The 26,676-nt window shown below is 43.4% G+C and carries 32 protein-coding genes and 5 pseudogenes; 24 read left to right on the top strand and 13 right to left on the bottom strand.

Annotated elements, in window-relative coordinates; genetic code table 11:
- The first annotated feature begins 80 nt into the window (after positions 1-80).
- The 3 genes from C7B70_RS15150 to rppB all read left to right on the top strand — a co-directional run bounded on the left by C7B70_RS15150 (position 81) and on the right by rppB (position 2,509).
- Positions 81-395 (top strand): hypothetical protein, encoded by a 315-nt coding sequence (locus tag C7B70_RS15150; protein WP_106369854.1) that lies wholly within the window; start codon positions 81-83, stop codon positions 393-395.
- 61 nt (positions 396-456) lie between these two features.
- Positions 457-1,158, top strand: a complete 702-nt coding sequence (gene rppA / locus C7B70_RS15145; protein ID WP_106369853.1) for a two-component system response regulator RppA — start codon at positions 457-459, stop codon at positions 1,156-1,158.
- Positions 1,148-2,509 carry a two-component system sensor histidine kinase RppB gene (rppB, locus tag C7B70_RS15140; RefSeq protein WP_106369852.1) on the top strand — a complete coding sequence of 454 codons (1,362 nt, stop codon included), beginning with the start codon at positions 1,148-1,150 and terminating at the stop codon, positions 2,507-2,509. The genes rppA and rppB overlap by 11 nt, the downstream gene beginning before the upstream one ends.
- A 243-nt stretch (positions 2,510-2,752) precedes the next feature.
- Here rppB and C7B70_RS15135 read toward each other — a convergent pair.
- Positions 2,753-3,479: pseudogene (locus tag C7B70_RS15135) on the bottom strand (IS1 family transposase).
- A 665-nt stretch (positions 3,480-4,144) separates the two neighbouring features.
- Here C7B70_RS15135 and C7B70_RS15130 point away from each other — a divergent pair.
- The 5 genes and pseudogenes from C7B70_RS15130 (at position 4,145) to C7B70_RS25990 (ending at position 8,282) form a co-directional block, all read left to right on the top strand.
- A complete protein-coding gene (locus tag C7B70_RS15130; RefSeq protein ID WP_199192285.1) occupies positions 4,145-5,950 on the top strand; it encodes an iron uptake porin in 1,806 nt (601 codons plus the stop codon).
- A 207-nt stretch (positions 5,951-6,157) separates the two neighbouring features.
- The gene (locus tag C7B70_RS15125; RefSeq protein WP_199192284.1) at positions 6,158-6,382 is read left to right on the top strand and encodes a hypothetical protein; all 225 of its coding nucleotides are present in this window, start codon (positions 6,158-6,160) and stop codon (positions 6,380-6,382) included.
- 78 nt (positions 6,383-6,460) lie between these two features.
- The gene (locus C7B70_RS15120; RefSeq protein WP_106369851.1) at positions 6,461-7,672 is read left to right on the top strand and encodes a M23 family metallopeptidase; all 1,212 of its coding nucleotides are present in this window, start codon (positions 6,461-6,463) and stop codon (positions 7,670-7,672) included.
- Positions 7,673-7,771: 99 nt separating this feature from the next.
- A pseudogene (locus tag C7B70_RS15115) lies at positions 7,772-7,943 on the top strand (IS1 family transposase); the annotation flags it as partial.
- A 135-nt stretch (positions 7,944-8,078) separates the two neighbouring features.
- A complete protein-coding gene (locus tag C7B70_RS25990) occupies positions 8,079-8,282 on the top strand; it encodes a hypothetical protein (protein ID WP_146134067.1) in 204 nt (67 codons plus the stop codon).
- A 267-nt stretch (positions 8,283-8,549) separates the two neighbouring features.
- Here the strand turns inward: C7B70_RS25990 and C7B70_RS26390 are convergent, their stop codons facing one another.
- Positions 8,550-8,723, bottom strand: coding sequence for a hypothetical protein (locus C7B70_RS26390; RefSeq protein WP_233220952.1), 174 nt, complete (start codon positions 8,721-8,723; stop codon positions 8,550-8,552).
- A 291-nt stretch (positions 8,724-9,014) separates the two neighbouring features.
- Positions 9,015-9,464: a heavy metal-responsive transcriptional regulator gene (locus C7B70_RS15105; protein WP_199192289.1), complete on the bottom strand. Its 450-nt coding sequence runs from the start codon at positions 9,462-9,464 to the stop codon at positions 9,015-9,017.
- A gap of 194 nt (positions 9,465-9,658) precedes the next feature.
- On the opposite strand from C7B70_RS15105, the gene C7B70_RS15100 reads away from it, so the two are divergent.
- Together C7B70_RS15100 and C7B70_RS15095 are read left to right on the top strand one after the other, a co-directional pair.
- The gene (locus C7B70_RS15100) at positions 9,659-9,967 is read left to right on the top strand and encodes a hypothetical protein (RefSeq protein WP_106369848.1); all 309 of its coding nucleotides are present in this window, start codon (positions 9,659-9,661) and stop codon (positions 9,965-9,967) included.
- A gap of 100 nt (positions 9,968-10,067) precedes the next feature.
- Positions 10,068-10,373 carry a hypothetical protein gene (locus C7B70_RS15095; RefSeq protein WP_146134066.1) on the top strand — a complete coding sequence of 102 codons (306 nt, stop codon included), beginning with the start codon at positions 10,068-10,070 and terminating at the stop codon, positions 10,371-10,373.
- Between the two features lie 228 nt (positions 10,374-10,601).
- On the opposite strand, the gene C7B70_RS15085 is transcribed toward C7B70_RS15095, so the two are convergent.
- Positions 10,602-11,054 carry an IS1 family transposase gene (locus C7B70_RS15085; protein WP_106369846.1) on the bottom strand — a complete coding sequence of 151 codons (453 nt, stop codon included), beginning with the start codon at positions 11,052-11,054 and terminating at the stop codon, positions 10,602-10,604.
- Positions 11,051-11,134: an IS1-like element transposase gene (locus C7B70_RS27825; protein ID WP_369831880.1), complete on the bottom strand. Its 84-nt coding sequence runs from the start codon at positions 11,132-11,134 to the stop codon at positions 11,051-11,053. The genes C7B70_RS15085 and C7B70_RS27825 overlap by 4 nt, the downstream gene beginning before the upstream one ends.
- Between C7B70_RS27825 and C7B70_RS28795 the strand changes: the two genes are divergently transcribed.
- The 3 genes and pseudogenes from C7B70_RS28795 to C7B70_RS15070 all read left to right on the top strand — a co-directional run bounded on the left by C7B70_RS28795 (position 11,093) and on the right by C7B70_RS15070 (position 13,469).
- Positions 11,093-11,269: a hypothetical protein gene (locus tag C7B70_RS28795; RefSeq protein ID WP_369831881.1), complete on the top strand. Its 177-nt coding sequence runs from the start codon at positions 11,093-11,095 to the stop codon at positions 11,267-11,269. The two genes, C7B70_RS27825 and C7B70_RS28795, sit on opposite strands and share 42 nt — an antisense overlap.
- A 10-nt stretch (positions 11,270-11,279) precedes the next feature.
- On the top strand, positions 11,280-12,380 hold the full coding sequence (locus C7B70_RS15075; protein ID WP_106369844.1) for a HupE/UreJ family protein: 1,101 nt from the start codon (positions 11,280-11,282) through the stop codon (positions 12,378-12,380).
- A 259-nt stretch (positions 12,381-12,639) separates the two neighbouring features.
- Positions 12,640-13,469 (top strand): annotated as a pseudogene (locus C7B70_RS15070) (IS1 family transposase).
- A gap of 25 nt (positions 13,470-13,494) precedes the next feature.
- Here C7B70_RS15070 and C7B70_RS15065 read toward each other — a convergent pair.
- Positions 13,495-14,328 (bottom strand): redoxin domain-containing protein, encoded by an 834-nt coding sequence (locus C7B70_RS15065; RefSeq protein WP_106369843.1) that lies wholly within the window; start codon positions 14,326-14,328, stop codon positions 13,495-13,497.
- Between the two features lie 126 nt (positions 14,329-14,454).
- Between C7B70_RS15065 and C7B70_RS15060 the strand changes: the two genes are divergently transcribed.
- From C7B70_RS15060 to C7B70_RS15050, 3 genes are all read left to right on the top strand, one after another.
- Complete coding sequence (locus tag C7B70_RS15060; RefSeq protein WP_106369842.1) at positions 14,455-15,123, top strand: cadmium resistance transporter; 669 nt, start codon at positions 14,455-14,457, stop codon at positions 15,121-15,123.
- 240 nt (positions 15,124-15,363) lie between these two features.
- Positions 15,364-16,563, top strand: coding sequence for an IS701 family transposase (locus C7B70_RS15055; RefSeq protein WP_233220951.1), 1,200 nt, complete (start codon positions 15,364-15,366; stop codon positions 16,561-16,563).
- Positions 16,564-16,568: 5 nt separating this feature from the next.
- The gene (locus tag C7B70_RS15050) at positions 16,569-17,027 is read left to right on the top strand and encodes a transposase (protein ID WP_146134064.1); all 459 of its coding nucleotides are present in this window, start codon (positions 16,569-16,571) and stop codon (positions 17,025-17,027) included.
- 82 nt (positions 17,028-17,109) lie between these two features.
- Here C7B70_RS15050 and C7B70_RS15045 read toward each other — a convergent pair whose 3' ends face one another.
- Entirely contained in the window at positions 17,110-17,424 is a 315-nt protein-coding gene (locus C7B70_RS15045; protein WP_233220950.1) for a hypothetical protein, read from the bottom strand.
- Between the two features lie 366 nt (positions 17,425-17,790).
- Between C7B70_RS15045 and C7B70_RS15040 the strand changes: the two are divergent.
- Positions 17,791-18,263: pseudogene (locus C7B70_RS15040) on the top strand (NAD(P)H-dependent oxidoreductase); the annotation flags it as partial.
- A gap of 313 nt (positions 18,264-18,576) precedes the next feature.
- Here C7B70_RS15040 and C7B70_RS15035 read toward each other — a convergent pair.
- Both C7B70_RS15035 and C7B70_RS25985 read right to left on the bottom strand, forming a co-directional pair.
- The gene (locus C7B70_RS15035) at positions 18,577-19,929 is read right to left on the bottom strand and encodes an NAD(P)/FAD-dependent oxidoreductase (protein ID WP_106369840.1); all 1,353 of its coding nucleotides are present in this window, start codon (positions 19,927-19,929) and stop codon (positions 18,577-18,579) included.
- Between the two features lie 62 nt (positions 19,930-19,991).
- Positions 19,992-20,189 (bottom strand): hypothetical protein, encoded by a 198-nt coding sequence (locus C7B70_RS25985; protein WP_146134063.1) that lies wholly within the window; start codon positions 20,187-20,189, stop codon positions 19,992-19,994.
- A gap of 333 nt (positions 20,190-20,522) precedes the next feature.
- Between C7B70_RS25985 and C7B70_RS15030 the strand changes: the two genes are divergently transcribed.
- From C7B70_RS15030 to C7B70_RS15010, 6 genes are all read left to right on the top strand, one after another.
- Positions 20,523-20,933 (top strand): heavy metal-responsive transcriptional regulator, encoded by a 411-nt coding sequence (locus C7B70_RS15030; RefSeq protein WP_233220949.1) that lies wholly within the window; start codon positions 20,523-20,525, stop codon positions 20,931-20,933.
- Entirely contained in the window at positions 20,905-21,099 is a 195-nt protein-coding gene (gene merF / locus C7B70_RS15025; RefSeq protein WP_106369838.1) for a mercury resistance system transport protein MerF, read from the top strand. Before C7B70_RS15030 ends, merF begins: the two co-directional genes overlap by 29 nt.
- 84 nt (positions 21,100-21,183) lie before the next feature.
- Complete coding sequence (locus C7B70_RS15020) at positions 21,184-21,639, top strand: (2Fe-2S)-binding protein (RefSeq protein ID WP_199192283.1); 456 nt, start codon at positions 21,184-21,186, stop codon at positions 21,637-21,639.
- Positions 21,636-22,229, top strand: coding sequence for a mercuric transporter MerT family protein (locus C7B70_RS28790; protein ID WP_106369836.1), 594 nt, complete (start codon positions 21,636-21,638; stop codon positions 22,227-22,229). Before C7B70_RS15020 ends, C7B70_RS28790 begins: the two co-directional genes overlap by 4 nt.
- A 158-nt stretch (positions 22,230-22,387) precedes the next feature.
- Positions 22,388-22,588 (top strand): hypothetical protein, encoded by a 201-nt coding sequence (locus tag C7B70_RS25980; protein ID WP_146134062.1) that lies wholly within the window; start codon positions 22,388-22,390, stop codon positions 22,586-22,588.
- A gap of 10 nt (positions 22,589-22,598) precedes the next feature.
- Positions 22,599-24,773, top strand: a complete 2,175-nt coding sequence (locus C7B70_RS15010) for a glycogen debranching N-terminal domain-containing protein (protein ID WP_106369873.1) — start codon at positions 22,599-22,601, stop codon at positions 24,771-24,773.
- A 197-nt stretch (positions 24,774-24,970) separates the two neighbouring features.
- Here C7B70_RS15010 and C7B70_RS28785 read toward each other — a convergent pair whose 3' ends face one another.
- Both C7B70_RS28785 and C7B70_RS25975 read right to left on the bottom strand, forming a co-directional pair.
- Complete coding sequence (locus C7B70_RS28785) at positions 24,971-25,159, bottom strand: hypothetical protein (RefSeq protein ID WP_369831879.1); 189 nt, start codon at positions 25,157-25,159, stop codon at positions 24,971-24,973.
- Positions 25,160-25,211: 52 nt separating this feature from the next.
- Positions 25,212-25,391 (bottom strand): hypothetical protein, encoded by a 180-nt coding sequence (locus tag C7B70_RS25975; RefSeq protein WP_146134061.1) that lies wholly within the window; start codon positions 25,389-25,391, stop codon positions 25,212-25,214.
- Between the two features lie 174 nt (positions 25,392-25,565).
- Between C7B70_RS25975 and C7B70_RS15000 the strand changes: the two genes are divergently transcribed.
- Entirely contained in the window at positions 25,566-25,799 is a 234-nt protein-coding gene (locus tag C7B70_RS15000) for a Nif11-like leader peptide family natural product precursor (protein ID WP_106369834.1), read from the top strand.
- Between the two features lie 20 nt (positions 25,800-25,819).
- Here C7B70_RS15000 and C7B70_RS14995 read toward each other — a convergent pair whose 3' ends face one another.
- Both C7B70_RS14995 and C7B70_RS28780 read right to left on the bottom strand, forming a co-directional pair.
- Positions 25,820-26,143 carry an antibiotic biosynthesis monooxygenase gene (locus C7B70_RS14995; RefSeq protein ID WP_106369833.1) on the bottom strand — a complete coding sequence of 108 codons (324 nt, stop codon included), beginning with the start codon at positions 26,141-26,143 and terminating at the stop codon, positions 25,820-25,822.
- A 165-nt stretch (positions 26,144-26,308) separates the two neighbouring features.
- Positions 26,309-26,512 (bottom strand): annotated as a pseudogene (locus C7B70_RS28780) (tyrosine-type recombinase/integrase); the annotation flags it as partial.
- Positions 26,513-26,676 lie beyond the last annotated feature (164 nt).

Raw genomic sequence — 26,676 nt, 5'->3', positions numbered from 1 at the left:
TAAGATTAAGTTACACATTCCTTAAAGGCGTAGCTTTATTTCTCAGCTAATTGTCGATGTTTTAGAGGGTTATCAAGTAGATGAGTCAAAAAATTAAGTATAAGATACCTCTTTGTGAAATTCTTACCTATCCTAAACCTATTTTCAAATTAATTGCACCCACTCACCTTATTAGTAGTAATATTACAGTAACAGACAACTCAGAAAGTAAGATTAATGCCAAGTCTTCTATTACGGGCAGTAAAGTTATAGTAAATTTTCTTCAACCCGTTGCTCCTAGATTAAAACTCAAGCTTGACCCAAATAATATAAAGAAAACAGGATTTTTGACGTTTAACTACATAGAGCTTCTGGTGAACTTATCTGCATTGATGTATGTATTTCTATGGGTGTAACTCGGTTTTGTGTCTATTGATGTAGAGATTTTTGTTGCTGCCACACTATTTTACTTTGATTATGAAGGTTATGCTAGTTGAAGATGAGCTAGTTTTAGGGGAAGCGATTAAGCGAACCTTGAACCAGGAAAAATATATTGTTGATTGGGTCTTAGATGGTACTCAAGCTTGGAATTGCTTAGAAGAACAAAAAATACCATATACGCTAGCTATCTTTGACTGGTTACTGCCTGGAATATCGGGTTTAGAACTGCTGCGTAAATTACGTACTTGTAACAATAATTTGCCCGTGTTGATGCTAACGGCAAAAGACCGTATGGAAGACAAAGTGGCTGGATTAGATGCTGGGGCTGATGATTATTTAATCAAGCCGTTTGGTGTAGAGGAATTATTAGCGCGACTGCGAGCATTGCAGAGGAGATCCCCCCAGTTTGAACCTCAGCAACTTCAAGTAGGTTGCTTTATTTTAGATTACGGAACCTGTACAGTTTGTCTTCAACACATTAACGGTAACAAACAAGCAATTCCTCTGACAAGAAAAGAATTTCAAGTAATGGAATACTTCTTGAAACACCCCAATCAATATATTACCCGTACCCAGCTTTTAGACTATCTTTACGAAATGAATGCAGAGCGTATTAGTAATGTAGTGGCAGCCCAAATTCGATTGGTGCGACGCAAACTGTCAGAACTTGGCTGTGATAATTTAATCGAAACTGTTCCTGGTATGGGCTATCGGTTCAATTTAAGTAATGCAAACTAGACCATTTCGTCAAACTCGCTGGCGACTGGCTTCCTGGTATACCGTCATCATGGGTTTCATTCTCAGCCTAGGCGGTTTCGGGATTTATCGAGTAATGATTTACGCTCATCTAGTTGCTATTGACCAGGAACTACAGTCTATAACCAAGACTTTACATAGCAGTATTGAACCAAAGTTAAAACAGCCCGCTCGTCTAGAACCAATTGTCCAGCAGCTTTTACCCGATATCTGCTCTGCCGAGTTCAGCTGTCCTATCCAAACAATATATAGGCAAGAGTACCACACCTCTGTTGAACAACAGATTTTTAGTACCTTTTACCAAGGTAATTACTATTACATTAACTTTGTGAATAGTTCAGGGGAGTTGATTGCGTCAGCAGGTTTTCAACCTAAAAAGTTACCATTGGTTGTGAGTAAGGAAGTTTGGCAAACGCTCAAAGACAAACAAGGAGAGCGCTACCATCAAATGTCCTTGCCTCTGCATACTCAAGACAATCAGCTTTGGGGGTATATGCAGATTGGGCGAAGTCTCAAAGACTTCGATAGTCGTCTCTCCTCCCTAAAATTGGTACTAGGACTTGGACTCCCAATTACAGTAATTCTGGTCGGTAGTTCTAGTTGGTGGCTTGCAGGGTTGGCAATGCAACCGATTGATCAGTCTTATCAACAAATGAGACAATTTACATCTGATGCTGCCCACGAATTGCGTACTCCTGTAGCAGCAATTCAAGCAGCGGTTGAATCTGTACTCAGAATGCCTTATCTATCTGAACCAGAATCGCGGCACACTCTGAACAATGTTGCCAGTCAGAATCATCGACTGGCTGAAATGATTGATGATTTATTACTCCTCTCTCAATTGGGACAGCCGAAGGTGTTGATAAAGAAAATGCGTTGCTGTCTCAACGATTTGGTAAGCGACTTGGTAGAAGAGTTCATTGATATGGCTTTCGCTGCTAAGGTAACGCTGATATCTGAAGTAAGAGTATACAAGCCGTTGTATGTTATGGGGGATGAAAATCAACTTTATCGCCTGGTTTTTAACTTGATTAATAATGCAATCAAATACACACCAGATGGTGGTCAAATAACTGTTGTTTTAGATCATAGTAACGATTATGCTTTGATTAAAGTTCAAGATACGGGAATTGGCATTGCACAAGAAGCACAAACACAAATTTTTGAGCGCTTCTATCGTGTGAGTTACGACCGCTCTCGCAATACAGGCGGGTCGGGATTAGGGTTAGCTATCGCCAAAGCAATCGTTCATGTACACAAGGGTAATCTTACTGTACAAAGTGAATTGGGTCAAGGTAGCACTTTTACTATTCGATTGCCAGAAGTGTCATAAAGATATGCTTTGTTATACGAATAATCACGAATAGAGTAGGTACGTTAGTCGTTAAAGAGGAGGAATAATACTACTTAACAATGCCGAAGCCAGCCAAACAGCAACACCAGATTTGCAATTGAAAGCAGGAAAGACAGGTTTTAGGAGTTAGGAGCCTTCAAAGAGCAGGTTCTCTTCATTAATCAAATATTTGGAGTAGCTACGTAATCTGAGAATAGTCCTGAATGAGTAAGGACGGACTGACTAAAGCTTTAGCAATTTATTGTAGTAATGGATAAAATACCAGATAGCTCCGATGTAGTTTTCGCTCCTTTTTAGAGAAGGACAAGGTTTCTCTAAAAAGGAGCGGAACTCGCATTGCGTAAAGTACAGTTAAATCGCTCAATACTATTAGTTTTGCCACTGGTTTTGCTTACTGCTCAATGTCTACATTCTGGAAAAATCTGATTATAGGCAAACCAGAAATCGGTATAACACACAGCACATTGTCGGTAAAGAGCAGGCAATGAGTGCCATAATCCTGCTGCTCCATCGCGGCTACGATTGCCAACGTATACACCAGCGATCTCTTTTGTTTCTATGTCTAGTGCTAACTAAATCCACTGCTTGTTTTTCTTATTGCCTATGAAAGACCATATTTCATCACACTGGATAGTCAGCCGTCCTTTTTTTGGACCAAACTTCTACATTTTTTGAAATAGAGGCATACAACCTGTTAACATAAGTAAGTCTATAACCATCGCATTCGACACACCAGTGATTCTAGCGATGCCAGCTAAAGGTAGTTTCTCTAGTAATAACTTATATATTAAGTCTTTAGTTTCCTCTCCAATTACCTTATTTCTTGGATTACGAACAAATTGTCGCTGGCACTCAATATATTTAAAGTTCTGGTTCCCATTGTGAAAAATCCATTTTTCACTACTTGATTAGAATCACAGCGCGGACAGAAGATAGCGTTTTCTAACATCGTTCTTTCTAGAGCTATTTATACTATATCCTTACCTGCTCAGGACTACCTCCTTGAATATAGGAACCAACTGAGCGTATTTGTACTCCTGTAACTGAGTTTTGCTTCACTGTTTGGTCGCGTGGCGTGGTGCAGAAAGAGGGTATAGTCAAAATAGCGGTGGTAGCTTTGCCCATAGTACAAAATCTTTGTTAATTAATCTAAATTTTTAGGAATTTACTCATTTTTCATTCAAATGGGTACTGTACTGAATAATTTTGAAATTTTCTAACTAATATTCAATAATTTCACTGTGATTTCATTTCTCTATGCAAATCCAGTTAATAGTAACTGTACTACTTAAGAAAATCACAATCTCTTTTCTTAAACCAATTGCTCCTGGCAATAGGTTAAAAGTAGTTATGAAAGATGTGAAATTTTCTGGGCGTTCTAATGCTTGGCTATATCCGGTTTCAGCTAAACTTGTTGGCATGAATGCAAGTATTCCTCTAGGACTAGCCCAATTCAGAGTCTACTAATGGCTAAACTTTTAGGGTTGTAGGTAATATTTCATCTTGATTTCATTTGAGACTGCAAAACTAAATAATAGGGAAACATTCAATAGTGCAAGTTAAAAAGCACATTACTACAACTAGCATTATCTAAGGTGTAAGTGAGAGGAATATATGTCGAAAGTTTTTTGGAACGCGCTTAAACTAAGTCCAGTTTTTTTGGGAGCTACTCTACTTGTAGCTAGTTATGCTCAAGCTGCGGAAGTATCTGCTGCCGACCTAGCCCCAAACCCAAGTGTAGCTACAAGCGAAACTTTACAGATTCAACCAGTTGACAGCAAATTAGTAGCAGTAAATGCTCCCACAGCTACTACAGAAGCTGCGCCAATTAGCCCTGCAACTCAAGAAATTATTGAATCAGCACCAGTAGTGGTGAGCCAAAATGCTCCAACCAACGACAATCTAGCTCAAGTAACTTCCGTTTCTCAGCTATCAGACGTGCAACCTACAGACTGGGCGTTTCAAGCATTACAGTCTCTAGTTGAACGTTACGGTTGCATTGCTGGTTATCCCGATGGTACTTATCGCGGTAATCGGGCTTTAACTCGTTATGAATTTGCAGCAGGTTTAAATGCTTGTTTAGACCGCGTTAACGAACTAATTGCTACTGCAACGGCAGACTTAGTAAGACGAGAAGACCTCGCCACCTTACAACGCTTGCAGGAAGAATTCTCTGCTGAACTTGCTACCTTACGCGGTCGTGTAGATGCTGTAGAAGCCCAGACTGCGGAACTAGAAGCTAACCAGTTCTCGACCACAACTAAGTTGACTGGAGAAGTTGTCGCGGCTGTTTCTGATGCTTTTGGCGATAGTCGGGCTGCTAACACAGAAGCAGGGCGTACCAGTTTAGATGACAACACGAACACTACTCTTGGCATTCGCGCTCGTCTAAACTTTAATACCAGTTTTACTGGTAGAGACTTGCTAAGAACTCGTATACAAGCTGCAAATATTGCTAACTTCAATACAGGGACTTCCATGACCCGGTTAGGGGTTGACACAAATACTAATAGCCAGTTTGAAATAGACGACCTTTTCTATCGTTTTCCTGTTGGTGAGAGAGTCCGAGTAGATGCCATGTTCGCTAACACTGAATTTAACGATAACGTCTATACCTTCAACCCAGCTTTTGAAAGTAGCGGACGTGGTGCAATCTCGCGCTTTGGACGTTTTAATCCTATTTATCGCACAGGTAGCGGTGCAGGACTAACAGTTAACTTCAACCCCGACGGTCCAATTGGCGCATCGGTAGGGTATATAGCAAATACTGCTAATAATCCATCTAACGGTACAGGCTTATTTGATGGTTCTTTTGCTGCTCTCGGTCAAATTAATTTCCGCCCTAGTAAAAAAATTGGTATTGGTTTGACCTATGCTCGTTCCTACGATAAAGGTAATAATATTGGTCAAGGCGGTGTTGCTGGTGCAAGTGCTGTAAGCTTATCGGAAGGTACAGGCAGCGCTCTTGCTAACCAACCGTTTGGTAACGTACCTACAGCGGCTAATCACTACGGTGTAGAAGCGAGTTTCCGTGCTAGTGACAAATTTACACTTTCTGGTTGGGCTGGTCTTACAGACGCAGAAGATAAGTTCCGTGGTGGTGACAATAGTGCTACAGCTTTCAACTACGCAGTTTCTTTAGCCATCCAGGACGTTGGGCCTGAAGGTAGCCAACTTGGTTTAATCTTCGGTCAACCACCAAAAGTTACTGATAACGATTTAACTGTAGCTAGTAACGGTGGTTTGGGTGGTGGCGGTGAAGACCCAGATACTTCCTACCACGTTGAAGCGCTTTACCGTTTACAACTCAACGAGAATATCGCTGTTACCCCTGGTTTGTTGGTAATTCTAAACCCAGAACACAACGATGCTAACGACACAATCTATGTAGGAACCTTGCGTACTACATTCACGTTCTAAAAACAGTCAATAATTAATGTAAAACTCGCCTCTGCTAAATTAGCAAAGGCGAATTTACATTTTGTGTCTGTAGTTAAAAAATGAGTTCTCTGTAGCTTATCCAGATAGTCAAAACATTCTTCAAGTTGATAACGGACGATTCCACAAGGGCAAAAATTTGATTGTCCCGGAAAATGTCATTTTGCCAGTTCAGCTCCTAGCTTAGAAATGCTGGCGGCTATTACTATCCAAGGTATAGAAAGGGGAATAAACGAACCAGTCGCAAATTTAATCCCAGCATACGAACAATTATTGATAAATATGGGGCAATCGGTAACAGTAGGTGATCGCACTGGCGTTATTGTCGGCATTACTAACACTTGTTGTTTGCGCTTACAAATAGAAGATGGTTCAGAAATACACCTTAAGCCAGGTAGTATTAGTCTCGGCTAGAGATAATTCATTGAAGTTTACGAAAGAAAATATTAAAATTACGAGAGCTTAGTAATTAAGCAATACTTTAGGGGGAAAATGAATCAGCACAATGATCGCCGCAAGCCTGTACGCCAAAAGTCGCTACTGATTAAGAGCCTTAATTGGATAGGTGTTGTTAGTATTTTTAGCTGCAATCAGGTATTTGCTCAAACTGAAAGCGCCTCCGATAATCTTGTTCCCTTACCTACTGTGGAAGTTGCGCCGCAACCATCGTCAGATAGATTGCAAAGGTTACAACGTAGGTTGGTTAAACCCGAAGCTAAAGTTGTCCGCCAACAAGCCGTACCGCAGCCTAGAGTAGCTACCTATGTAGCACCATCGCGTAAACCTGTTGCTCAAAAAACTCAAGACTATAACGGCGCATTTATCGATCCTACCGATTACAGTACGGGCGCTACCAACACTTACGAAGCCCCTAGTAAAGTTATTTTTTCTCAGCGCTTTCCTAGCCGTAAATCCCAGTCTCAGACCATAATTACAACTAGAGGTAATTCCCTTCGGCTATCTACACCTCAAAAACCTCAACCAAACGCCAGTTGGGTAAACAATAGTCGTGCCGTAGTTACAACTGCAATGCTTCCCGTCGAAGCTAATACAACAAGTAGAATCCGCTATACAAACTCTGGGCGATCGCCTATCAACAGAATAAGTACAAACTCTGGGCGATCACCTATAAATAGACAAAAGGCTTTTAAAAATGTCGTAACCTTACCCAAAATACCTGTTAGTAGCTTCTACAACCGCACAATTAGGCCTACAGGAATGCTAGGTAATGACAATACAAACATGATGTTTCCGCTCCCCATACCTACAGCAATTACATCGTTGTTTGGCTGGAGGATTCATCCCATTACCGGAGATCGTCGCTTTCATGCGGGTACAGACTTCGGTGCAGGTATGGGTACGCCTGTTATTACGGCTTACAGTGGTAATGTAGCGATCGCAGACCTCATGGGCGGTTATGGTTTAGCGGTGGTTTTAGATCATCAAAAGTTTGGTCAACAAACCCTTTACGCTCACTTATCAGAAATATTTGTGCAACCTGGTCAAGTTGTAGAACAAGGTACAGTAATCGGGCGTGTAGGTAGTACGGGCAATTCTACAGGCGCTCACCTGCACTTTGAAGTTAGACAGCTAACTAATCAAGGATGGGTAGCCACAGACCCCGGAGCGCAATTACAGACTGCTTTTGCTCAATTGGTAGAGTCTTTGCGCGTCGCTGATTCTAGCAAGCAAAAGAAAGGGTAAAAATGATTTGGGGGGGCGTATAGATGCGTCCCTACATTAAAAACTATTTACACGTCAAAATGGCGTTGCATAATGGAGGTATGAATAGGGTAGATTAGCATGGAATGTCCTGAGTGCCACTCAACACATATCCGTAAAAATGGAATCAAGAAAGGGTATTCAAAATCACATTTGCGTCAATCGTGGTCGGCAATTTATTGATGTCTATGCACCGCCCCAAGGCTACAGTGAGGCGATGAAACGGGAATGCCTCAAAAGGTACTTACAAGGTACTGCAAGTGATAGTAAAGCGGGACTCGAAAAAGTCACTTGAAGCCCACTTTGGGGCAGTGCCTTTGCGTTGGAATAAATGGGTCGCACTCGATGATGACGTTCGTCATAGTCGAATTGGAGCAAACGTAGTGAGGTGATTGACCGTCTTCTTGCCCAAGAATGCGAACTTTGCGGAGCAACAGACAATATCGAAGTCCACCACATCCGCAAGCTTTCAGACCTGGAGCGAAAAGGAAAATCAGACCGTCCAGATTGGATGAAAAAGATGGCTGCACGTCGCCGCGAAACGCTAGTGGTTTGCCTAGAATGTCATCACAAAATTCAGTATGGGCGCTAAGCTGATGGATATTCAAATTACAATTTTAAAATCGTACAGCATAGGCTTTAGCTCTTGGCTCATGCAAATTGAGTGTCTGTTAGCTTATGACGGCAAAGCCCTTTCGCGTTGAGATTACTGGAAAGCGACGTGATACGGAAACGGTCATGCGTCGTTTAGAGGGGGGTGATTGGAAAAGTGCCATCAATGGTAACTCGTTGGTCGCCTACCCTACGGCACGTACGGTTCTGTAAGAGAGGTGCGGGGAGTAATAACCCCAGGGATAATTTATTCTAGAAGTAAAAACAGCTTGTCAGTATCATGGGCAAGAAATCGTTCCGCCTTGGTCAGAGAATCATAACCACCAAGCCGAGCAAGATTGATGGCAATATTGCGGAGAATAGACCAATTGGTAGCAGCATTATAGTTAGTGAACAGCGCAGTATCTTCACCAAAAATCACATTCAGGAGCCTAGTGAAAGCAATCTTCAATTCCCCACTGCTATCGAATCCTCTCAGCAAAAGTCATTGCTTGTGAAACTAGAGAGCTAATGTAATAGTTAGTTTGCCGATATGGTCTTCCAGAACGGATACTAATGCGTTCAACTTGAATAAAGCTTTTTGCTCCAAGCCAATCAAAGTCAATGCCACGGAAGTCAGCGAAAACACTTACGAGTCTACAGGTCGTTCGACCTCGGTTCTTCTCACTTCCTTCCTACGTCTTTCTCATCAGATATGACCTTAAGCATAAAACTAAGTAGCCAGGTGATTGTCAGCAACTTGTTCAATCAAACTGCAAAGTTCCTGACTATGAGGATCGTCAAGAGGTCGTTCTGCCCAATGTTCTCGATACGCTTCTAATTCAGCCTTAAGTGTTTTCATTCGATAAATTTGCTTTTCCAGAAAACTAATTTTCTGATTCAGTAAATCTTGAACAATTGGACAGGCAGCCTTACCCTGTTCGCGGATACCTAATACTTGTTGAATTTCTGATAAAGAAAACTGAAGGGATTGGGCTTTTCTAATAAACTTTAAACGTTTAACGGCATCAGGAGCATAATAGCGATAGCCATTTTCACCTCTATATGCGGGTTCAAGTAACATTAAGGTTTCGTAATAGCGTACAGTTCCTACCGCTACATCCGCTTGCTCTGCTAATTCTCCGATCTTGAGCAGCCCATTCTGGGATAATACTGAATACATCTTTTGCACCATAAACTATTTGCCGCCTACTTTATAAGACCCATAACTCTATAGTAAACTATAAAGTTATGGGTCTTATAAAGCTATTTAGATAAATACTGCGAGTATCCCCTTGACTCTCTAGCTAACTTGAGGGTTTAGCATAGTATCAGTTCCTCAAGAACGAGCAAACTTCCACAAGAGAGAAAAGGAAAATGAGCATTACTACACGGGTAAAAACATTATTGAGCGGTTCTATAGCTGGTTTAACATTAGCAGTTCTAGCCAGTAGCCCGACTTTAGCTAATACCCACAACGGTCCGGCAACATCAAATCAAGCTTCCAGCACTTCAGCTAGGGCAGAAGTGGTTCAAAAACTACTTAGCCAAAGAACAACGCCAGTAAATCCGACTACACCACAGATGAAGCCGATGGAATGCGCCTGTTGCAAATCTATGATGAATAAAAAGCCTGAAATGACAAACAAAAGACCTGAAATGACGAATGAAATGCCCCAGGGATGAATAATATGCCGAGCATGATGGATAACCTCTAAATAAGGTTTTAATTACCCCTGCTCTAATGCCATGCGGTATAGCAGGGGTAACTTTTTTAGAAAATAAAATGAACAAACTAAATTCAAACAATCGAACTTCTAAAAAAAGTGGTACTAGCAGGATACTTAACTACGCTTTACCCACAGCCTTCTTTACTACCTTAGTTGCAGGTACAGGAATATGGTTTGCCCGTTTTAATCAAGTTCCTGCTAACAATCGGGTAGCAAGTCTTGTGCAACCACTAACTGCTGTTAATCCGGAGAAGTCAGTAACTGATCCTAGTTTAGCTCTTACCTTGACCCTTGCTGCTAAAAACTGGCGGGAAACTACTCATATACATGGGTTAGCAATCAATTCAAGTAATCAAGACTAACTTCGCTACGAATGGGTGTGTGGAGGTGAAACTCACCAGTAAATACATCAAATTTCACACCTTTGCTATGGAAAACTTCAGTAAATGCGCCACTTAAAACCAAATCTTCCGGTGCGCCGATATGTAGAAAACCACCTTCTGCTAAAAGCCAATTTTGGTGATGTTATAGATTTGTTTATTGAGCTTAAATTTTCAAGCCAAATTCATGGCGATTAATAAATAAGCCAATCACCAAGTCATGCATCTTCTCTGAGCGAGAAAAGAGATTGTTTTGCGTGCTAAATGTTTAATCCGGGTTCGTAAAATTATATGCTTACTTTCTATTCTCTGTGTGTTTTGTTTACCAACAATATGTTTTTGCTTTTCTAAATGGCGTGAGTAAGCTCCCCAATTATCAGTGTAAAAACGCCTAATACCGAACGGCTGTAGCAATTTTTTCAACTCTAGAAAAAATTCATCCTTGCGCTGACCAAATACATAAGCCAAAACAAGTTCAGTCTGATGATCGATTGCGTGCCACAACCAACGAGGATTACTCTTTTTCTCTACGTAACTCCACATTTCATTAATTTCAGAAGATACTTTTTCTTTTGGTTGTTCAACTAAATAAATATCTACTTCAACCAATTCTGATTTTAGTTGTTTTAATACTGATAAATTTACTTGTTGAAGGTAAGTCACTTTTTTTTTAATTCCTTAATAACTGTGCTAAGACTAATATGCAATACCTTTGCGGTGTAGCGAATTCCACTGCCATTCATCGCCATATCTATAATTTGTTGTTTAACTTGACCAGAGCGCCCCAGATAGGAATGGTCGAGGCTCAACAAGCTAATCCCATGTTTGACAAGCAGGTACAGCAAGGGTTAGATATTGGGCTGAAATTAAGATACTAAAGGTGAACTAATGAATGCTAAATGGTGTAGACACAAGCTTGATATGATTTCGTTTTTGGGGGCCTTGTTACTTGCAATTGTCTTTGCCACCCCAAGCTTTGCTCACTGGGCTGACCTAGCAGTTGCTGAAATTGTAATAGGTAAGACACAAACCCAGATTACACTTACGATTCCTACTGGGTTAATAGCTTTAGCAGATGATAATCATGATAGTCAGCTGTCAGAGGTTGAATTTCACACTCATCAAGCAGAACTTAAAGCTTTTTTGGGTGATAACCTCCGTCTCACTGATGGTAAAGGTAATAGAGGCGCTCTGACAATTAAACCTTCTGAAACAGCCATCTTACCGCTAACTATCCAAGGTAATGCAAGTAGCCACAGCACTCTGTTACTAACTTATACTTGGTCTCTGCCAACGCCAGGACTAACAATCAATTACGATTTATTTTTACCAGGAGTGTCCACTGCCCGTTGTCTCGCTACGATTTTGCAAGCCGGAGAATCGCAAACTTTTGTATTTACGCCAGAAAATCGGAGGTTTTCCCTAATTCACGATTCAGTCTGGCAGCAGACATGGAGCTTTATGTTACTGGGAATCGAACACATTCTCACAGGTTATGATCATATTGTGTTTTTGCTCAGTCTGCTAATTATGGGCAACGGACTGAGTTATTTATTCAAAGTAGTAACTGCCTTCACTCTCTCTCACTCTGTGGCATTGGCATTAGCGGTACTCAATATTGTAACTCTTCCGGTTCGGTTAGTAGAAAGTGCGATTGCTTTAACGATTATTTATGTAGCATCTGAGAATCTCTGGCAGAAAAATTTACAATGGCGCTGGCTACTCACCTTTTGTTTTGGGCTAATTCACGGGCTTGGTTTTGCTGGAATTCTCAAGGGAATTAATATACCCCAGTCTAATTTAGCTCTATCACTGGTTAGCTTTAACGTTGGTGTAGAAATTGGACAGGTTGTTATTGTTGCGAGCGCCTTCTTTCTACTGCGTAATTTGCACAGGTATTCATGGGAGTTAACTTTTCGGCGCTTAGTATCTGCTTGCATAATAGCTGTTGGCTTGTTCTGGTTTGTGCAACGCGCCTTCTTGGGGTAAATGTCGAGTGCTACATTGTTTAATGAGCAGAGCTTCCGGTACTGAAATTAGTATACAGCAGTAGTTACAGTTACTTTCTTTTAACGGTAGTGTTCAAGATCATCGGCTGCTTTGCCCTCAAACTGGTAGGCGCAAAGGTAGCAAAGCTGCAACGAAGTGCTGTGCAGAATCTGAAACAACCAAACAGTAGAAAATCGGTTGTGAGTTAAAGAAGTGTGGGGTAGAATGATAGCAATTATCCTGATTGCCGTCACAGCCTATGCAATGCCGATTCTGCGGTCATCTTAAAGCTCATAAACATGGGCGCACCCACAAAGACCAGCAACGGTTCAGATGCTCTAAATGTCACCATACTTTTACTGATACCCTCGATACCCTCTACTATTGAAGCCAACTCAGTCCTGAAGAAGTCCACACTATCCTACAATCCCATAGTGAAGGTAGCAGTCTCAGAGGCATTGCTCGCATCTCAGGACGCTCCTTCAACACTGTCGCAAGTCTCGTGCAGCGAACCGCCATCAAGGGGCAGATGATGCATAATCAAGAGGTCCAATCTGTCGATACCGATGAGGTGGTGACGGACGAGATGTGGTCTTTCGTCCAAAAAAACATAAACAGTGTGCCTTTGAAGAAGTCGAGCGAGGAGATTGCTGGATTGCAATAAGTCTGGCTCAAGCGAGTGAATTGATTTTAGCGGCACAAGTTGGCAAGCACACCGATAATCTGCTGGCGGGATTGCTGCATAGTACGGAGGGAAAAACGGATTGTCAGAAATGGAGTACAGACGACTGGGGAGGCTATGAATGGGTGCTGCCGCCAGTGGTGGAGCATCACATCACAAAGAGTCGGACACAGAGGTTAGAGCGTACCAACGGTATAGTGCGGCAGCAAACAGGGCGATTTCATCGGCGGCAGAAGAAGTTTAGCAAGGAGTGGAGACGAACTGAGATGACGGTACGGTTAGCGGTGAGTTACTTCAACTGGATCTGGTGCAATAGTCGGAGCAAGACAACAGCAGCAGAGAGAGCGGAGTTAACGTTTTACAACTGGAATTGGCAGTACCTTGCCACCTACCCCACACTTCTTTAACTCACAACCGCTAATTGATTGCATTCTAGTTCTGGATTTGCACATTACGAGCGCTTAGACCAAATTTACCTGTAACAACTTCAAACTCGACCTTTGTACCAGGATTAACAGTGCGATACCCCTCTCCAGGAATAGCAGTAAAGTTAAAAAATATATCTTCTTCTGTATCCAAAGGCGCGATTACACCGTTACCAGTTTTAAAGTCAAAAGAGCGTACTATTCCCCGCCTGATTGGTAGACCGTTTGCGCCCAATGGTAGCGTACCATTAGCCCATTCTTGTTGAGGAATGCGAATTTGTTTAACTGCGGGTGTATTGTATGCCTCATAACTGTAGTTAGAATTAGCTTGCATAATGGCACGCAAATCGAGACGCAATTCGTCTATTGTTGGTCGCCCGACAAAAAACCAGCCATTATAAATTTTGTAAATAGTCAAATCCGGTCGCAAGACAAAAGTATAAGGTTGGGCGCGATCAGCATACTCTCCTTCGGTTTCATCTAGAATATTAATTTTGTTAATAAGCTCTCTTTTCTCATCTGCTAAAAAAGTCCATTGCGCCCCCAACCCAGCACGAAAAGCAGCTTGCACTAAAGGCGGATCGCAACTAATACTAACTAACTGACAGTAATTAACGATTAATTCTTGTTGAAACTGTACCAGTTGCGAAAATTGTTGGCGATCTCGCGGACAGAAAAAACCCCGATAAAAGACTACTATTAGTGGATAACCATCTAAAAATCCGAGTTTATTGTCTAATAAGCTAGGTTGGGTAAATTCAGATAATTGCACCAATTCCCCTTGATGATTAGGCAGTGCAAAGTCACTAAAGACTTCGCCAACTTGTAAATTAGTTGTCATCTTGTGCGTCCTCACATATTTGGACAGGTGAGCAGTCATAACTCCTACTATTGTCTTGAAACTTGAGTATTAGCTTAGGTCAAATTGATTAAATGAAAAGTTAATGCTCATTCACTAAACAGGACAATGAACAACCTAATTAATGCGGTAACTGCTGGAGTAAGCACCTTCGCTGCCACCAATATTGATGACATTGTTATCTTAATGCTCTTTTTCTCCCAAGGGAACACTCGTTTTCGTCCTCGGCATATTGTCCTTGGCCAATACATAGGCTTCGTAGCCATAATTGCAGTTAGTCTACCTGGATTCTTTGGTGGAATGCTGCTGCCAAAAGCTTGGGTTGGCTTACTGGGACTGTTACCCATAATAATTGGGCTTAGACAGTTCTGGCAGTTAGAAAAGACAAAGGTTCAAGTGCAAACTGTATCTCTCCCCTCTAGTCCAGGAAAGTTTCATTTGCCCTTAATTTCTGCTTTAACTAAATTGTTTCATCCTCAAATTTATCATGTTGCCGCTGTAACAATTGCTAATGGAGGAGATAACATCGCTATTTACATTCCACTATTTGCGAGTAGTAATTTGTTCAGTTTGAGTATAATCGTGATAGTTTTTTTGGGGTTAGTCGGTATTTGGTGCTACGTTGCCTATTGGCTAAGCCGCCGTCCAGCGATTACTCCAACTTTGACCCGGTATGGTCATCGTGTAGTTCCCTTCGTACTAATTGGATTAGGAATTTATATTTTGGTGGAGAGTAAAACTTATCGTCTACTGCCCTACTTTCAAAAGTCACTTTGAAACTTGAATCAGAGAATTTTAACTACATAATATTACTAGAAATTATTTAAAAATTCGGACACTTTTAGTAGGTGAAACTAGATCAGAGCTTTTGCTCTTCCATCAAATCGCCTTCAGCTTAATTCATTTCTTTAACTCTTCTTTAGTTAGGATAAAATAGTTTGCAGACACGCCCTATTATTACAACCGCACTTATCTGGTAGACTGTAGGTGGTGAAAAGAAAGTAATGGATTAGCGTTATGGTATCTCAGGTGCTAGAGGTCGATGCTCAATCTGCTCAAATCTTCCAAGTCGAGGTTGAATCATGGGCAGCGCAACTGGAAGAGGTGCATACACGTATTGCTCATCGTTTTGCCCGTGCTGAACCAAGGCAGAGGGTGTTGGCGTACCTCAAAGGACTGTTAAGTAACTGCCAACGCAAGAATGGCTGGCAAATGGCTGAACTGATGGGTGAAATGACTCCAGATGGAATGCAGAGGCTGCTATCTTCTGCCAAATGGGATGCCAATGGTGTGCGCGAAGATTTGCAGAGCTATATTGTGGAAAATTTAGGAGACTCGTCGTCAGCAATCGGTGTGCTAGATGAAACTGGTTTTCTCAAGCAGGGGAATAAATCAGTTGGTGTGAAACGTCAGTATTCCGGCACTGCTGGTCGGGTAGAGAACTGCCAGATCGGGGTATTTCTTGGCTATGCCACAGCTAAAGGATTCGCTTTCCTAGATCGGGAAATATATCTGCCAAAAGAGTGGGTGAATGACCAACAGTGCCGAGAAGCGGCTGGAGTACCAGAATCAGTTGAGTTTGCTACCAAGCCGCAAATAGCACAGATGATGTTGGAGAGAGCGCGAGCGGCTGGAGTGGATTTAGCTTGGGTAACGGCAGACACAGTTTATGGCAATGACCGTCGTTTACGAGAGTGGTTAGAAGAGAATGAACAAGCTTATGTCCTAGCAGTTGCTTGTAATGAAAAAGTTTGGAGCGATGGTTCTACTGGATCTGTGCAAGTACCAGTTAAACAGGTAATAGCCGAGTTACCAGCCGAAACATGGCAACGGCTCAGTTGTGGGCAAGGCAGCAAGGGACCGCGCGAGTACGACTGGGCAAAGATACAACTGGTATCTGGACAGCACAGGAGTTGGCGGCGTTGGTTATTGGCGCGCCGCTCGCTGTCTGAAGAGCCACAACTGGCTTACTTCATGGTGTTTGCCCCCAGTAGCACTTCTATGCCTGAAGCAGTGCGAGTAGCTGGGGCGCGTTGGAGCATTGAGATGGGCTTTGAAATTACTAAGAACGAGCTAGGGTTAGATCATTATGAGGTGCGTTCTTGGCAAGCTTGGTATCGGCACGTCACACTGGTGTTGTTAGCTCACGCTGTGCTATCCGTTATTCGCTTCCAGACTCTCGTCACGAGAGATCAAAAGGGGGCAGTAACGAACTGAAACTGTTGCCGTGGACATTGCCGGAACTCAAGCGGCTGCTATGGCGACTAGTTTTCTCCACCTCCCAATCACCCTTCAGTGTCTGGCACTGGTCAATCTGGCGGCGACAAAAACAACAGCGTTCCCGACAGTGCCACTACAGACTCGCTGCACAACGCGCTCGACCGAGTCAACCGCTACCCATCACCACTGAACTTAAGCGCATAACCTATCCAACTGTTTTAAGCGACCGCCAGTGGGCGGCGGCACATAGAGTTATCCCAGTTTATTCCGTTGGTCGTCCTTGCACAATTGATTTACGTCAAGTTCTCAATGCCCTTTTCTATATGCAAGCCAACCATTGTTCCTGGCGGATGCTGCCAGGCCACTTCCCTTGCTGGCAAACCGTATCTTCCTACTTGTATCGCTGGCGGCGACAGGGAGTATGGGAAACCATCTGCGAAGCTATCCGAACTACCCAATAAACAGTCTACCAGATAAGTGCGGTTGTAATACTATACTTGGTACTCCAAGAAAGTAATGAGTAGTTGACTTTAACGATACCTATCAACAAAGTTGACGTTTGACAAACCAAATAGTTAAGGGTGGCATCAGCAACCACATAAATAACGGTACTAGTCCAATACCCAAGAATGGAAGCGTTGGCATGGACTCGGCATATGCCCATACACCAAGCGGTCCAGTCGCCAAGACTTCAAAAACAACTGTAATAACAACTCCCACAAGTGTAAAGATGCTTATTTGCCTCCGACTTGGTTGATGAACCCATTGACGTGACTTTGATATAGCTGCAACTGTCCAGAAGGAGACAAGGGAAATCCCGACATCTCCTACTGTAGCAAGAGTGCAGTTCCTGGTCATATTGAAGCAGGAGAGTTCAGGCGGAACCCGGTAAAAGGGCATTTGCTGAGTTTCCCAAAGAAAAGACAATAGAAATGAGAATATAGCCACATTCAATTCGGGTGAGTTCAGCCAACGAGAAGATTGAACGACATTTCGGTGATTTGACATATAGCCACTAAATAAGCTTGTTTGTATCTCATGCTTTATGGTGAAAAAGGGAAATTCACCAAATTTAAAAACTAAATTTACGCTCCAATAATTAAAATACCAAAACATAAATTTCCGGCAAACGCTACGAATTTTCCTATAGGGGCAATTCTTAACTTACTAGGCATGAAAGTGTTAGGCTGCGAAGACATTGAAGGGACAGGATTAATTATAGAAAGAGAGTTGAGTCTTTGGTCGGAAGGACAGGTGTGGACTAGCCCAGAGATGCACGGCAATATCACCGGAATCATAAAAAACCAGATAGATTGGATTCCCCTCACTATGGGAGCAGTAAGACCAACTCAAGGTAGAACCTTAGCCTTGATGCAAGTAAGTGGCGGGTCACAGTCTTTCAACGCCGTTAATACGCTGCGGATTTTGGGGCGCTGGATGCGGATGTTTACAATTCCTAATCAGTCTTCTGTTGCTAAAGCTTAAACGAGTTCAATGAAGACGGCACGATGAAGGATTCTCCCTATAGCGATCGCATTATCGACGTGATGGAAGAACTTTACAAGTTCACCTTATTGCTACGAGAGCAAGTTGATTACCTAACTGACCGCTACAGTGAACGCAAAGAGAAAATAGATGCTCAAATAATTGCTGTGGCAAACAGCGCTCTTGAAGCAAACACTGGCAAAGGCAAATAATTCACGTTCCCCTTTGGCTCTCCAATTATATTGCGAAAACAGGTAAAGGTCTGTTAAAAATAGTCTCTAAACTTACTAGCCGACACCGAGCCATGAATTCTAAGCTCCCATTCCAATGCCGTTACTTTTGGTTGTGTTACGAAAGTAGTTAAAGAATAGAGAAACTATATTCATCATTTCATAACCCAATAGTATTCTTCTGACAGTATTGAAAGAGCCGAATTTCATAATTCTGTTGATTTCTCTATCAAATTCATCTACTACAAGTTAGATTCATCCACACATAATGGGCTGAATCTTATTACTACTTGCTTTAAACCATGTAGCCGATGTCGGAAGCCGCCGTCGGATAAGCAAAGATCATCTTTTTGAGATCCTCTGACCGCAAGTTAAACCGAATTGCCATTGCAAAAATATTAACTAACTCCTCAACATGAGTTCCTAAAATATGAGCGCCAAGTATCCGATTGCTACCTTCCTCAATCAGCACTTTGTAACTAGAGTATTTCATATTCACTCGACGTGAGGAATACCAACTAGAGGTGTCCTGATAGTTCACTCGGAACTTTTTGCCCTGTTCGGTTGCTTGTTTCTCTTGCAACCCGACAGAAGCCAAAGCGGGCATGGTAAACACAACGCTCGGTATTTCAGTAAAGTCGGGTGTTTGATGATTTCCCTCTAAAAGATTACTCGCCACTACATGACCTTCCATACTGGAGACGGGTGTGAGTGGTGGACTACCACTGGCTGAAGCATCCCCTGCTGCGTAAACCGCAGGATTAGAAACACTTTGTAGATACTCATTAACCGAAATACCAAGCCTCTCTCGCTTCACCCCAGCTTTGTCTAAATCTAGACCATCAATAGCGGGAGCGCGACCTGCACCATGTACCACTAGATCGGCTTCCAGCTTTTCTTCTCCCTGCGCTGTAACCGTATGGGCAATCAATCGGTCAGCAGCTTTTTCAATTGCCTTTACAGTAGTATTCAAGCGAACATCAATACCAATATCCCGCGTGGCTTGCATCAAGCGGTTTACTAGATCGGGGTCAAAACCCTCTAAAAGTTGAGAACCACGATGCAAAATTTGTACTTGAACACCAGCACGGGCGCTAATGTGAGCAAATTCCATAGAAATATAGCCCCCGCCGACCATGATGAGCCGTTGTGGGATTTGTTCCAGTTCCAAAAACTGGGTACTGGTCGTCAAGTATTCTTCTCCAGGAATATGTAGTGGGGCGGGGTTAGCTCCGGTCGCAATTAAAATGTACCGACCCATAAGCGTCTCCTCGCCCACCTGGATAGTTGTCCGGTCTACAAACCTTGCTGTTCCGTGAAAGGTCGCAATACCCGCCTCGGCAAATCGCTTTTCGTTTTTTTCAGGAATGGGATTTGTGAAGCTGCGTTTGAAGCGCATTAAAGCAGACCAATCAATGTGAAGATCGTTAAAGGCAATTCCATTGCTTGCCATACGATCAGCAAAATCTATCACTTCTTCAGCACTGACAAGCATTTTTTTAGGGTCACAGCCACGCAAGGCACAAGTACCACCGAAAGGTAGGCAATCAATGATGGCAACATTCCAACCCGCAGAACGGCACTGCTTGGCAGCAACGGAGCCTGCTGTTCCAGTTCCAATGACGATTAGATCGAAGTTTTGGGTCATCCTCTGTATCTCATAGTTATAGTTACTGTTAAAAGTGTTCTTGTGAAAGAGCTTCACGATCCTTAAGGCTGTCTAGTTGAAGGACTACTACGAGGTTGTGGGTGAGAATAACCCCCCCAAGCACCCAACCCGCCGCCGCTCAGTAGTAAAAGCAGAAGGGGCAAGGCACAGCAAGTGACAAGCACCAACCCTAACCAGATAAAAGCTGATTGTTTGAAGGCGGCTGCTTCATAGTTAGATTTTTCTTGTCGAAACTTCAAGCGAGTTTCAATACTTATTCAGAGTGGCAAACCATTTACCGAGAATAATTATTCGTCTTACCTTCTGGGCAAACAACTTCGACTTGAGCAGCTATTTTTATCCCTCCTGGCTCAGAGCAGTATGCTGTTCTTACTTTTTATTGCGTTTAGGCTTTAAGAGTCAATCAATCTCTGGTTTTAAAGGCACGTATAAGGTTTGCTAGATTTCCCTCTGTCTAGAGGCTCTACAAGGCGAACTTAGAGTTGTAAGCCCTTGACATTATATATAGGTATAAGGTTTATGGTGAGCATAGTTGATTAAGTGACTACACAGCTATGCTGCAAGTTGGTGAAATGTCTCGAAAAGTCGGTGTTAACCCTCAAACAATCTACTTCTACGAACGCATTGGCTTGATCCCTCAGCCAAAGCGAACCGAGTCAGGCTATCGCTTATTTGATGAAGATGATGTAGAACGTCTATTTTTCATCACTCGCGCTAAGGCTTTAGGGTTAAATCTGGACGAGATTAAGGAAATTTTGTTGCTTCAAGAAAGTCAATCGCTGCCTTGCAAAGAGGTTTACCACCGATTGCTCCACAAAGTTGAGCAAATTCAAGAGACAATCTCTCAGTTGCAAACTTTCAAAAGTAACCTGGTCAAGCTGCTTCATCGTTGTGAGGATAACCTTAGTCGCTACGGAGCAACCACTCCCTGTATTGTCTTAAGAGAGAATCAGCATGAAACCAAAGACGGCTCTGTGGGCTAGCATTTCAGGCACGGCACTGATAGCGGTATGTTGTGCTACGCCTGTTTTGGCAATTACGTTAGGGGCGTTGGTTGGCTACCTCGATTATGTGCTGCTTCCAGCCTTAGTAGTAATGGTAGTGGTTAGTATAATCTCCTACCAACGCTACCGCCGTCGCAATCATTGACCGACTTTACTTCCGCCGTTTCGAGTAGTGTTTATTTTCTGAAGGAGCGATCTTGCTATGAGTCAATGTTGCAGTTCAAATAAAGTGACTGAAAAAGTTCCAGCCATTTCTCGTCAGCAGGTTTGCCCTCGTGACGGCACTAAAGGAAAGCCTGTTGAGCTTGTCACATTGAAAAGCCTACTGATAGGGGCAGCGTTAGAGCGGTTAGACGCTCAAATCACCTATAAGTTTTGTCCCAGTTCTAATTGTTCAGTAGTTTACTTTTCTCATACTGGTCAGACCTTTACGACTGAAGATTTGAAAGTTCCTGTATTTCAAAAAGATTTTGGTGAGCAGGTTCTAACTTGCTACTGCTTTGACTGGAGCCGTCAGCGCCTTGGAGCAGAGATTGAACAAACTGGTACAAGTACGGCGCTCTCTGCAATTACTGCTCATATAAAAGCCAAACGTTGTGGTTGTGAGGTGAATAATCCTCAAGGTTCTTGCTGTTTGGGCAATGTTAGAGCAGTGATTGAACAAAGTAAACGAGGATTAACATGAAAGAAAAGCCTCAATGGGAACTTATTGGTGCTTCCCTCGCTGCAATTGTTGCTTCTATGTGCTGTGTAGTTCCCCTATTGTTGGTGGGGCTAGGGATTAGTGGTGCGTGGGTCATTAATTTTAAAGCCTTTGAGCCTTACAGACCGCTCTTCATTGTCATCACATTAGTCCTTCTGGGATTTGCATTTTATCGCGTCTACCACAAACCTCAAAATTGTTCACCTGACGGTTTCTGTGCTAATCCTCGGAGAGAGAAAATTATGAAAAAGGTTTTAATTGTAACAACAGCTTTCGTTCTGGGCTTACTTGCATTTCCCTATGTCGTTCCCTATGTTTTTGGAGTAGCGGCTAGTCAACGCAATATACAGACAAAGCGCGTTGTGTTGGAAGTCAAAAATATGACCTGTGCATCCTGCCCTGTAACCGTTAGAACTAATCTGATGAGAGTGCTAGGTGTTCAAGAGGTGATCGTCACTTTCAATTCAGAGGAAGCAGTTGTAGTTTATGACTCTACCAAAGTATCAATTGATGCTTTAATTCGGGCAACAACTAATGCTGGTTATCCATCTTCAGTGCGTTCTTCTAACTAATAGTTAGAAGAATTGATTAAAATGATGCTCAATGGCAAAAACTTTATCCCTTGCTGCCAATAAAAGCGTGTAGCGGGCGACCTGCATCTGACCACTGAGCGATTATCAACGGCATTTTGTGGATTTACCGCACGGGCGCACCCTGACCCTGGGACGATTTGTCCGCTCGTTATGGGTTACTTGCTATATCGAGTCGATTCTATCGTTGGCGTTCCCAGGGCATCTGGCAGGAGATCCTCAATCGCTTGCAGCAGACCGCCGATGCTGCTGACCAAATCGATTGGGAAGTACATTTTATTGATAGCACTATCAATCAAGCGGATAAAAACAAGCTGGTATTTAAATGTCAACAAAATTGAGGTTAAGCGTATGCCTTTTCGTGTAAGCGTCGGTCCGCCTGTCTTGACTATTAATCAAGGGAATACCTTTATGGTGACGCAGCAAGACGGACAAATTACGGCGGAGGGAGAACTGGGGGTATTTGCAGAAGACACACGGTTCGTCAGTTACTACGCAATTTTCGCCAACGGTCAACCTTGGACGCAACTCAATTCAAGTACAACTAGCTATGCTACTTCGCGTGTCTATCTTACCAATCCTGTAATCGAAACAGAAGATAGTATGATCGCTCAAGGAACTTTAGAGTTAGTGCTGAACCGGGTTGCGGACGCTGGAATTCACGAAGACATTGACATTACCAACCACGGGTTAACTGCGGTAAAGTTTAATCTCGAAGTTGTACTGCGATCAGACTTTGCCGATATCTTTGAGGTCAAAGCGCATCACTATATTCGACGCGGACACATTGAGACTGATTGGAATAAACGCGATTGCGAACTAAGCACCACTTACACCAATAGCGACTTTCAACGCTGCTTTCTCTACCGAGTGCGAAATGCGTCCTCACCGCCACAAATTGCCAACGGTCGCCTCACCTTTTGGGTTGAGCTAGCTGCCAAAGAAACGTGGCATTCCTGTGGCGACTACGTTTTAATCTTAGGTAGCGTTGACCCCAAAGGGGAAACTGCTAGCGATCGCATTTCCCTGTCTCAAATGCAGTGTTATGAGCCTGCACCTGAAACGGAAGCGTTGCAGCAACAGTGGTTTGATACTGCCACTCAAGTTACAACGGATCAGGAAGAGATTTATCGACTCTATCAGCAATCCCTTACAGATATGGGGGCATTGCGCCTTTACGATCACGATTTTGCTCCCGACATCTGGCTACCTGCGGCGGGTGTACCGTGGTTTGTCACGATCTTCGGACGCGATAGTTTGATTGCTAGTCTCCAAAATATGTTGGTGCGTCCAAGCTTTGCTTTAGGCACACTAAAGAAACTTGCTCAATATCAAGCCACAGAACTCGACGATTGGCGCGATGCTGAACCGGGTAAGATACTGCACGAACTCCGCACCGGAGAACTTGCTCACTTCAATCGAATCCCTCACACCCCCTACTACGGCACAGCAGACGCGACACCGCTCTATCTGATTTTGCTGCACGAAACCTGGAAATGGACAGGCGACTTGGCGTTGCTCCAAGAATACCGGGACACTGCGATTCGTTGCCTTGACTGGGTTGACCAGTACGGAGATTTAGATGGTGATGGATTTCAAGAATTCAAAACCCGCTCTTCTCAGGGTATTGAGAATCAAGGGTGGAAAGACTCAGGTGATTCAAGCGTTTACCCGGACGGTTCGTTAGTTGAGGCACCCATAGCACTGTGTGAGTTACAGGGCTATGTATTTGATGCCTGGATGCGAATGTCAGAAGTCTTTACAGCGCTTGGAGAATCAGATCGCGCCGTTTCACTACGGCAAAAAGCGCTCGATCTGCGCGATCGCTTCGAGCAACACTTCTGGTGTGAGGACTTGGGATACTATGCCTATGCCCTAGATGCCAATAAACAACCCGTTCGCACAATCGCCTCAAATCCAGGTCACTGTTTGTGGAGCGGAATTGCTCACCCCGACCATGCTGCCCGTGTGATCAAACAACTGATGGAACCGGAGATGTGGAGCGGTTGGGGCATTCGTACCTTATCGACGGATCACCCCAGCTTCAATCCACACTCTTACCATCTCTGCTCAATCTGGGCACACGATAATGGCATCATTGCTCTTGGTTGCAAACGTTACGGGTTCTCAGCAGAAGCGGCTAAAATTGCGCGGGGTATTTCTGAAGCGGGCAGTTATTTTGAGAACTATCGCCTTCCTGAAGTCTATGCAGGCATTACTCAACAGAAAGGAGCATTTCCGATTCAGTATGCTCAAGCGAATGTTCCCCAAGCTTGGGCAGCAGGCTCGGTCTTTCATTTACTGCAAGCTATTCTCGGACTGCAAGCCGACGCGCCCAATCATCTACTGTATGTTGACCCAGAGCTTCCCGGATGGCTGCCTGAGATCACGCTGCGCCAACTAACGATCGGGAATGCAACCGTTGATCTGAAGTTCTGGCGGGAAGATGAAAAAACCCGTTGGGCATCGGAAGTCAAAGCGGGTGACATTGAGATTCAAGAAAAATCGTGGCAACCGTGGCATTAATATTCACCCCACTCAGCACAATGTTTGAACCGTCCTAGGAGAAATCACGATGACTGCAATCCAAACTCAACTCAATCCCTTACAATTGCTCCAGAGCTACGGTCAATCGGTCTGGCTTGACTACACTCGTCACAGCTTAATCACGAGTGGCGAACTCAAATGCATGGTAGACGACGGCGAAATCTGGGGAGTCACTTTCAATCCCTATATCTTTCAAAAAGCGATCGCACTGTCAAACAATCATCAACTATATTCCAATCAGACAAATTTATTGTCACCACCTCAGAACGCCGCAGACCCGCTCCATACAGCACTGTGATTAATGCTGCATCGCGGCTGCCCTTGACAGATTTATCCTGGGCGCAAACATGAAATAAAGCCTGCACTTCTCCTACACTCAAAGCCCTACCCTTCAATAACCTTTGTCCTGTTTTACGTTCAATGGCGATTGCCTACGGCAGTGCTGGAAGCAATCGCCCGATGGTAATCCTCCGCCGACATCAGCCCCAGCTTCCAGGCTTCTTCGAGTACCCGCGAAAGTGCCGCCATCATTAATGCAGTTTTAATACGTCTGTACCTCGTTCGGTAGATGTATTGGTTGAGTAAATACTGTGTCATTTCAGAAGAGTTCTAATCATTTGATTAGTGCAATTCAACTTGGAGGCATTTGAAACTGTTAATAACTTATTAGAGCCAGACAGTCTTGCGGGACTGTTTATCGGCTGTGTAGAGCAATCGCTAAACTCTTGAACATTAAAGAAAACAATTAGATAGTTAAACACAGAGGAACTTATGTCTCAAACAAGCGCTACTGAATTTTTGTCAAGTGCAAAACAAGATACTAATCTTCGAGAAAAACTTAAAGCCGCGCTCGATCTTAACCGTTGTATAGAGATTGCTAATAACGCAGGCTTTAATTTCACGCCTTTAGAGTTGCAGACTGAACTTAGCCAACTTTCAGATGAAGCCGTTGCAGAGATTATGAATCCTGGCGTTTACCCACGCCAGCACCTTAACCCTCAATAGTTTTGCAGTATTTACCCTACTCAATATGGAACCTCAACTACATAATTTTCAGCACTCACCGATACGCCTAAATCCTTGAACAGCGAAGCCTGATCCTGTCCTTCCTTCTGTCGCTCGATCAGGGCAGCATCTCGCGCTGCATTCAAGGCATCTTCGCTCTCCCAATGTGCAACATTGATGAACTCCACCTGTTCATTGCCACCAATGCGATTATAGAGCGCGCCGCCCTTCTGTCCCGGCTGCCTAGCGATGAACGCGGCATCCTTGAGCCACTCCGTCTTAAACTTGTCCACTACGTCCGGCGGCATATTGAACGTGACAAAGGTTGTAATGGTTTCCATCATATCCACTCCTTTACCGACTTCTCGGCTTTCTGATTTTTCATTGAATTACATTAAAGAGAAAAAATAAATTTAAGTTTCATAATTAAGAGTACCGTTTAATACTGATTTAGGGTAGAAACAAGCATTGGAAACAAAAACCGAAATATGCCTAAATTTACATCAGCACTATGATCGCACGTAAGGCGTATGCAACAGATTCGCCGCTTTACGTCGTTTAGCCGCTTCTCCCCGCCTGTCATACCGCGCGGTAGTTACAGGAATAGCAAGACCTGCTAGCTTCTGCACTGTGCTAATATCTGCCCCTCTGTCTAACAAGTTACTAATAAATGTACGCCGAAAGTCATGCGGTGTGAGAACGATGTAAGGTTCACCTCCTTGCCTCGCTACTGCAAAATATCCAACACTGCCTGGTCAGTCATTCGCCGCGCCTCAAGAAAGCCACCTTTGCGCGTCGGATAAAATAGCGCTCCAGGCTCATTCCCTCGCCAAATCAACCAATCTGTCAGCGCTGCTGCGACCCCGTCATCTAGGTA

The sequence above is a fragment of the Chlorogloea sp. CCALA 695 genome, from assembly GCF_003003885.1.
In the GTDB taxonomy this organism is placed as follows: domain Bacteria; phylum Cyanobacteriota; class Cyanobacteriia; order Cyanobacteriales; family Chroococcidiopsidaceae; genus Aliterella.
This window is presented reverse-complemented; position numbering and strand designations above follow the sequence as displayed.

Coding starts and splice junctions, on each gene's coding strand:
- C7B70_RS15035 (WP_106369840.1), bottom strand. CDS start 19,929: ATGACCCAAAACTTCGATCTAATCGTCATTGGAACTGGAACAGCAGGC.
- C7B70_RS15010 (WP_106369873.1), top strand. CDS start 22,599: ATGCCTTTTCGTGTAAGCGTCGGTCCGCCTGTCTTGACTATTAATCAA.
- C7B70_RS15150 (WP_106369854.1), top strand. CDS start 81: ATGAGTCAAAAAATTAAGTATAAGATACCTCTTTGTGAAATTCTTACC.
- C7B70_RS15100 (WP_106369848.1), top strand. CDS start 9,659: ATGAGCATTACTACACGGGTAAAAACATTATTGAGCGGTTCTATAGCT.
- C7B70_RS25975 (WP_146134061.1), bottom strand. CDS start 25,391: ATGACACAGTATTTACTCAACCAATACATCTACCGAACGAGGTACAGA.
- C7B70_RS15060 (WP_106369842.1), top strand. CDS start 14,455: ATGAACAACCTAATTAATGCGGTAACTGCTGGAGTAAGCACCTTCGCT.
- C7B70_RS28790 (WP_106369836.1), top strand. CDS start 21,636: ATGAAAGAAAAGCCTCAATGGGAACTTATTGGTGCTTCCCTCGCTGCA.
- C7B70_RS15095 (WP_146134066.1), top strand. CDS start 10,068: ATGAACAAACTAAATTCAAACAATCGAACTTCTAAAAAAAGTGGTACT.
- C7B70_RS15105 (WP_199192289.1), bottom strand. CDS start 9,464: ATGTATTCAGTATTATCCCAGAATGGGCTGCTCAAGATCGGAGAATTA.
- C7B70_RS14995 (WP_106369833.1), bottom strand. CDS start 26,143: ATGATGGAAACCATTACAACCTTTGTCACGTTCAATATGCCGCCGGAC.
- C7B70_RS15055 (WP_233220951.1), top strand. CDS start 15,364: ATGGTATCTCAGGTGCTAGAGGTCGATGCTCAATCTGCTCAAATCTTC.
- C7B70_RS15045 (WP_233220950.1), bottom strand. CDS start 17,424: ATGACCAGGAACTGCACTCTTGCTACAGTAGGAGATGTCGGGATTTCC.
- C7B70_RS15075 (WP_106369844.1), top strand. CDS start 11,280: ATGAATGCTAAATGGTGTAGACACAAGCTTGATATGATTTCGTTTTTG.
- C7B70_RS15000 (WP_106369834.1), top strand. CDS start 25,566: ATGTCTCAAACAAGCGCTACTGAATTTTTGTCAAGTGCAAAACAAGAT.
- C7B70_RS15065 (WP_106369843.1), bottom strand. CDS start 14,328: ATGACAACTAATTTACAAGTTGGCGAAGTCTTTAGTGACTTTGCACTG.
- merF (WP_106369838.1), top strand. CDS start 20,905: ATGAAACCAAAGACGGCTCTGTGGGCTAGCATTTCAGGCACGGCACTG.
- rppA (WP_106369853.1), top strand. CDS start 457: ATGAAGGTTATGCTAGTTGAAGATGAGCTAGTTTTAGGGGAAGCGATT.
- C7B70_RS15130 (WP_199192285.1), top strand. CDS start 4,145: ATGTCGAAAGTTTTTTGGAACGCGCTTAAACTAAGTCCAGTTTTTTTG.
- C7B70_RS15120 (WP_106369851.1), top strand. CDS start 6,461: ATGAATCAGCACAATGATCGCCGCAAGCCTGTACGCCAAAAGTCGCTA.
- C7B70_RS27825 (WP_369831880.1), bottom strand. CDS start 11,134: ATGAATGGCAGTGGAATTCGCTACACCGCAAAGGTATTGCATATTAGT.
- C7B70_RS15030 (WP_233220949.1), top strand. CDS start 20,523: ATGTCTCGAAAAGTCGGTGTTAACCCTCAAACAATCTACTTCTACGAA.
- C7B70_RS28795 (WP_369831881.1), top strand. CDS start 11,093: ATGCAATACCTTTGCGGTGTAGCGAATTCCACTGCCATTCATCGCCAT.
- C7B70_RS15125 (WP_199192284.1), top strand. CDS start 6,158: ATGCTGGCGGCTATTACTATCCAAGGTATAGAAAGGGGAATAAACGAA.
- rppB (WP_106369852.1), top strand. CDS start 1,148: ATGCAAACTAGACCATTTCGTCAAACTCGCTGGCGACTGGCTTCCTGG.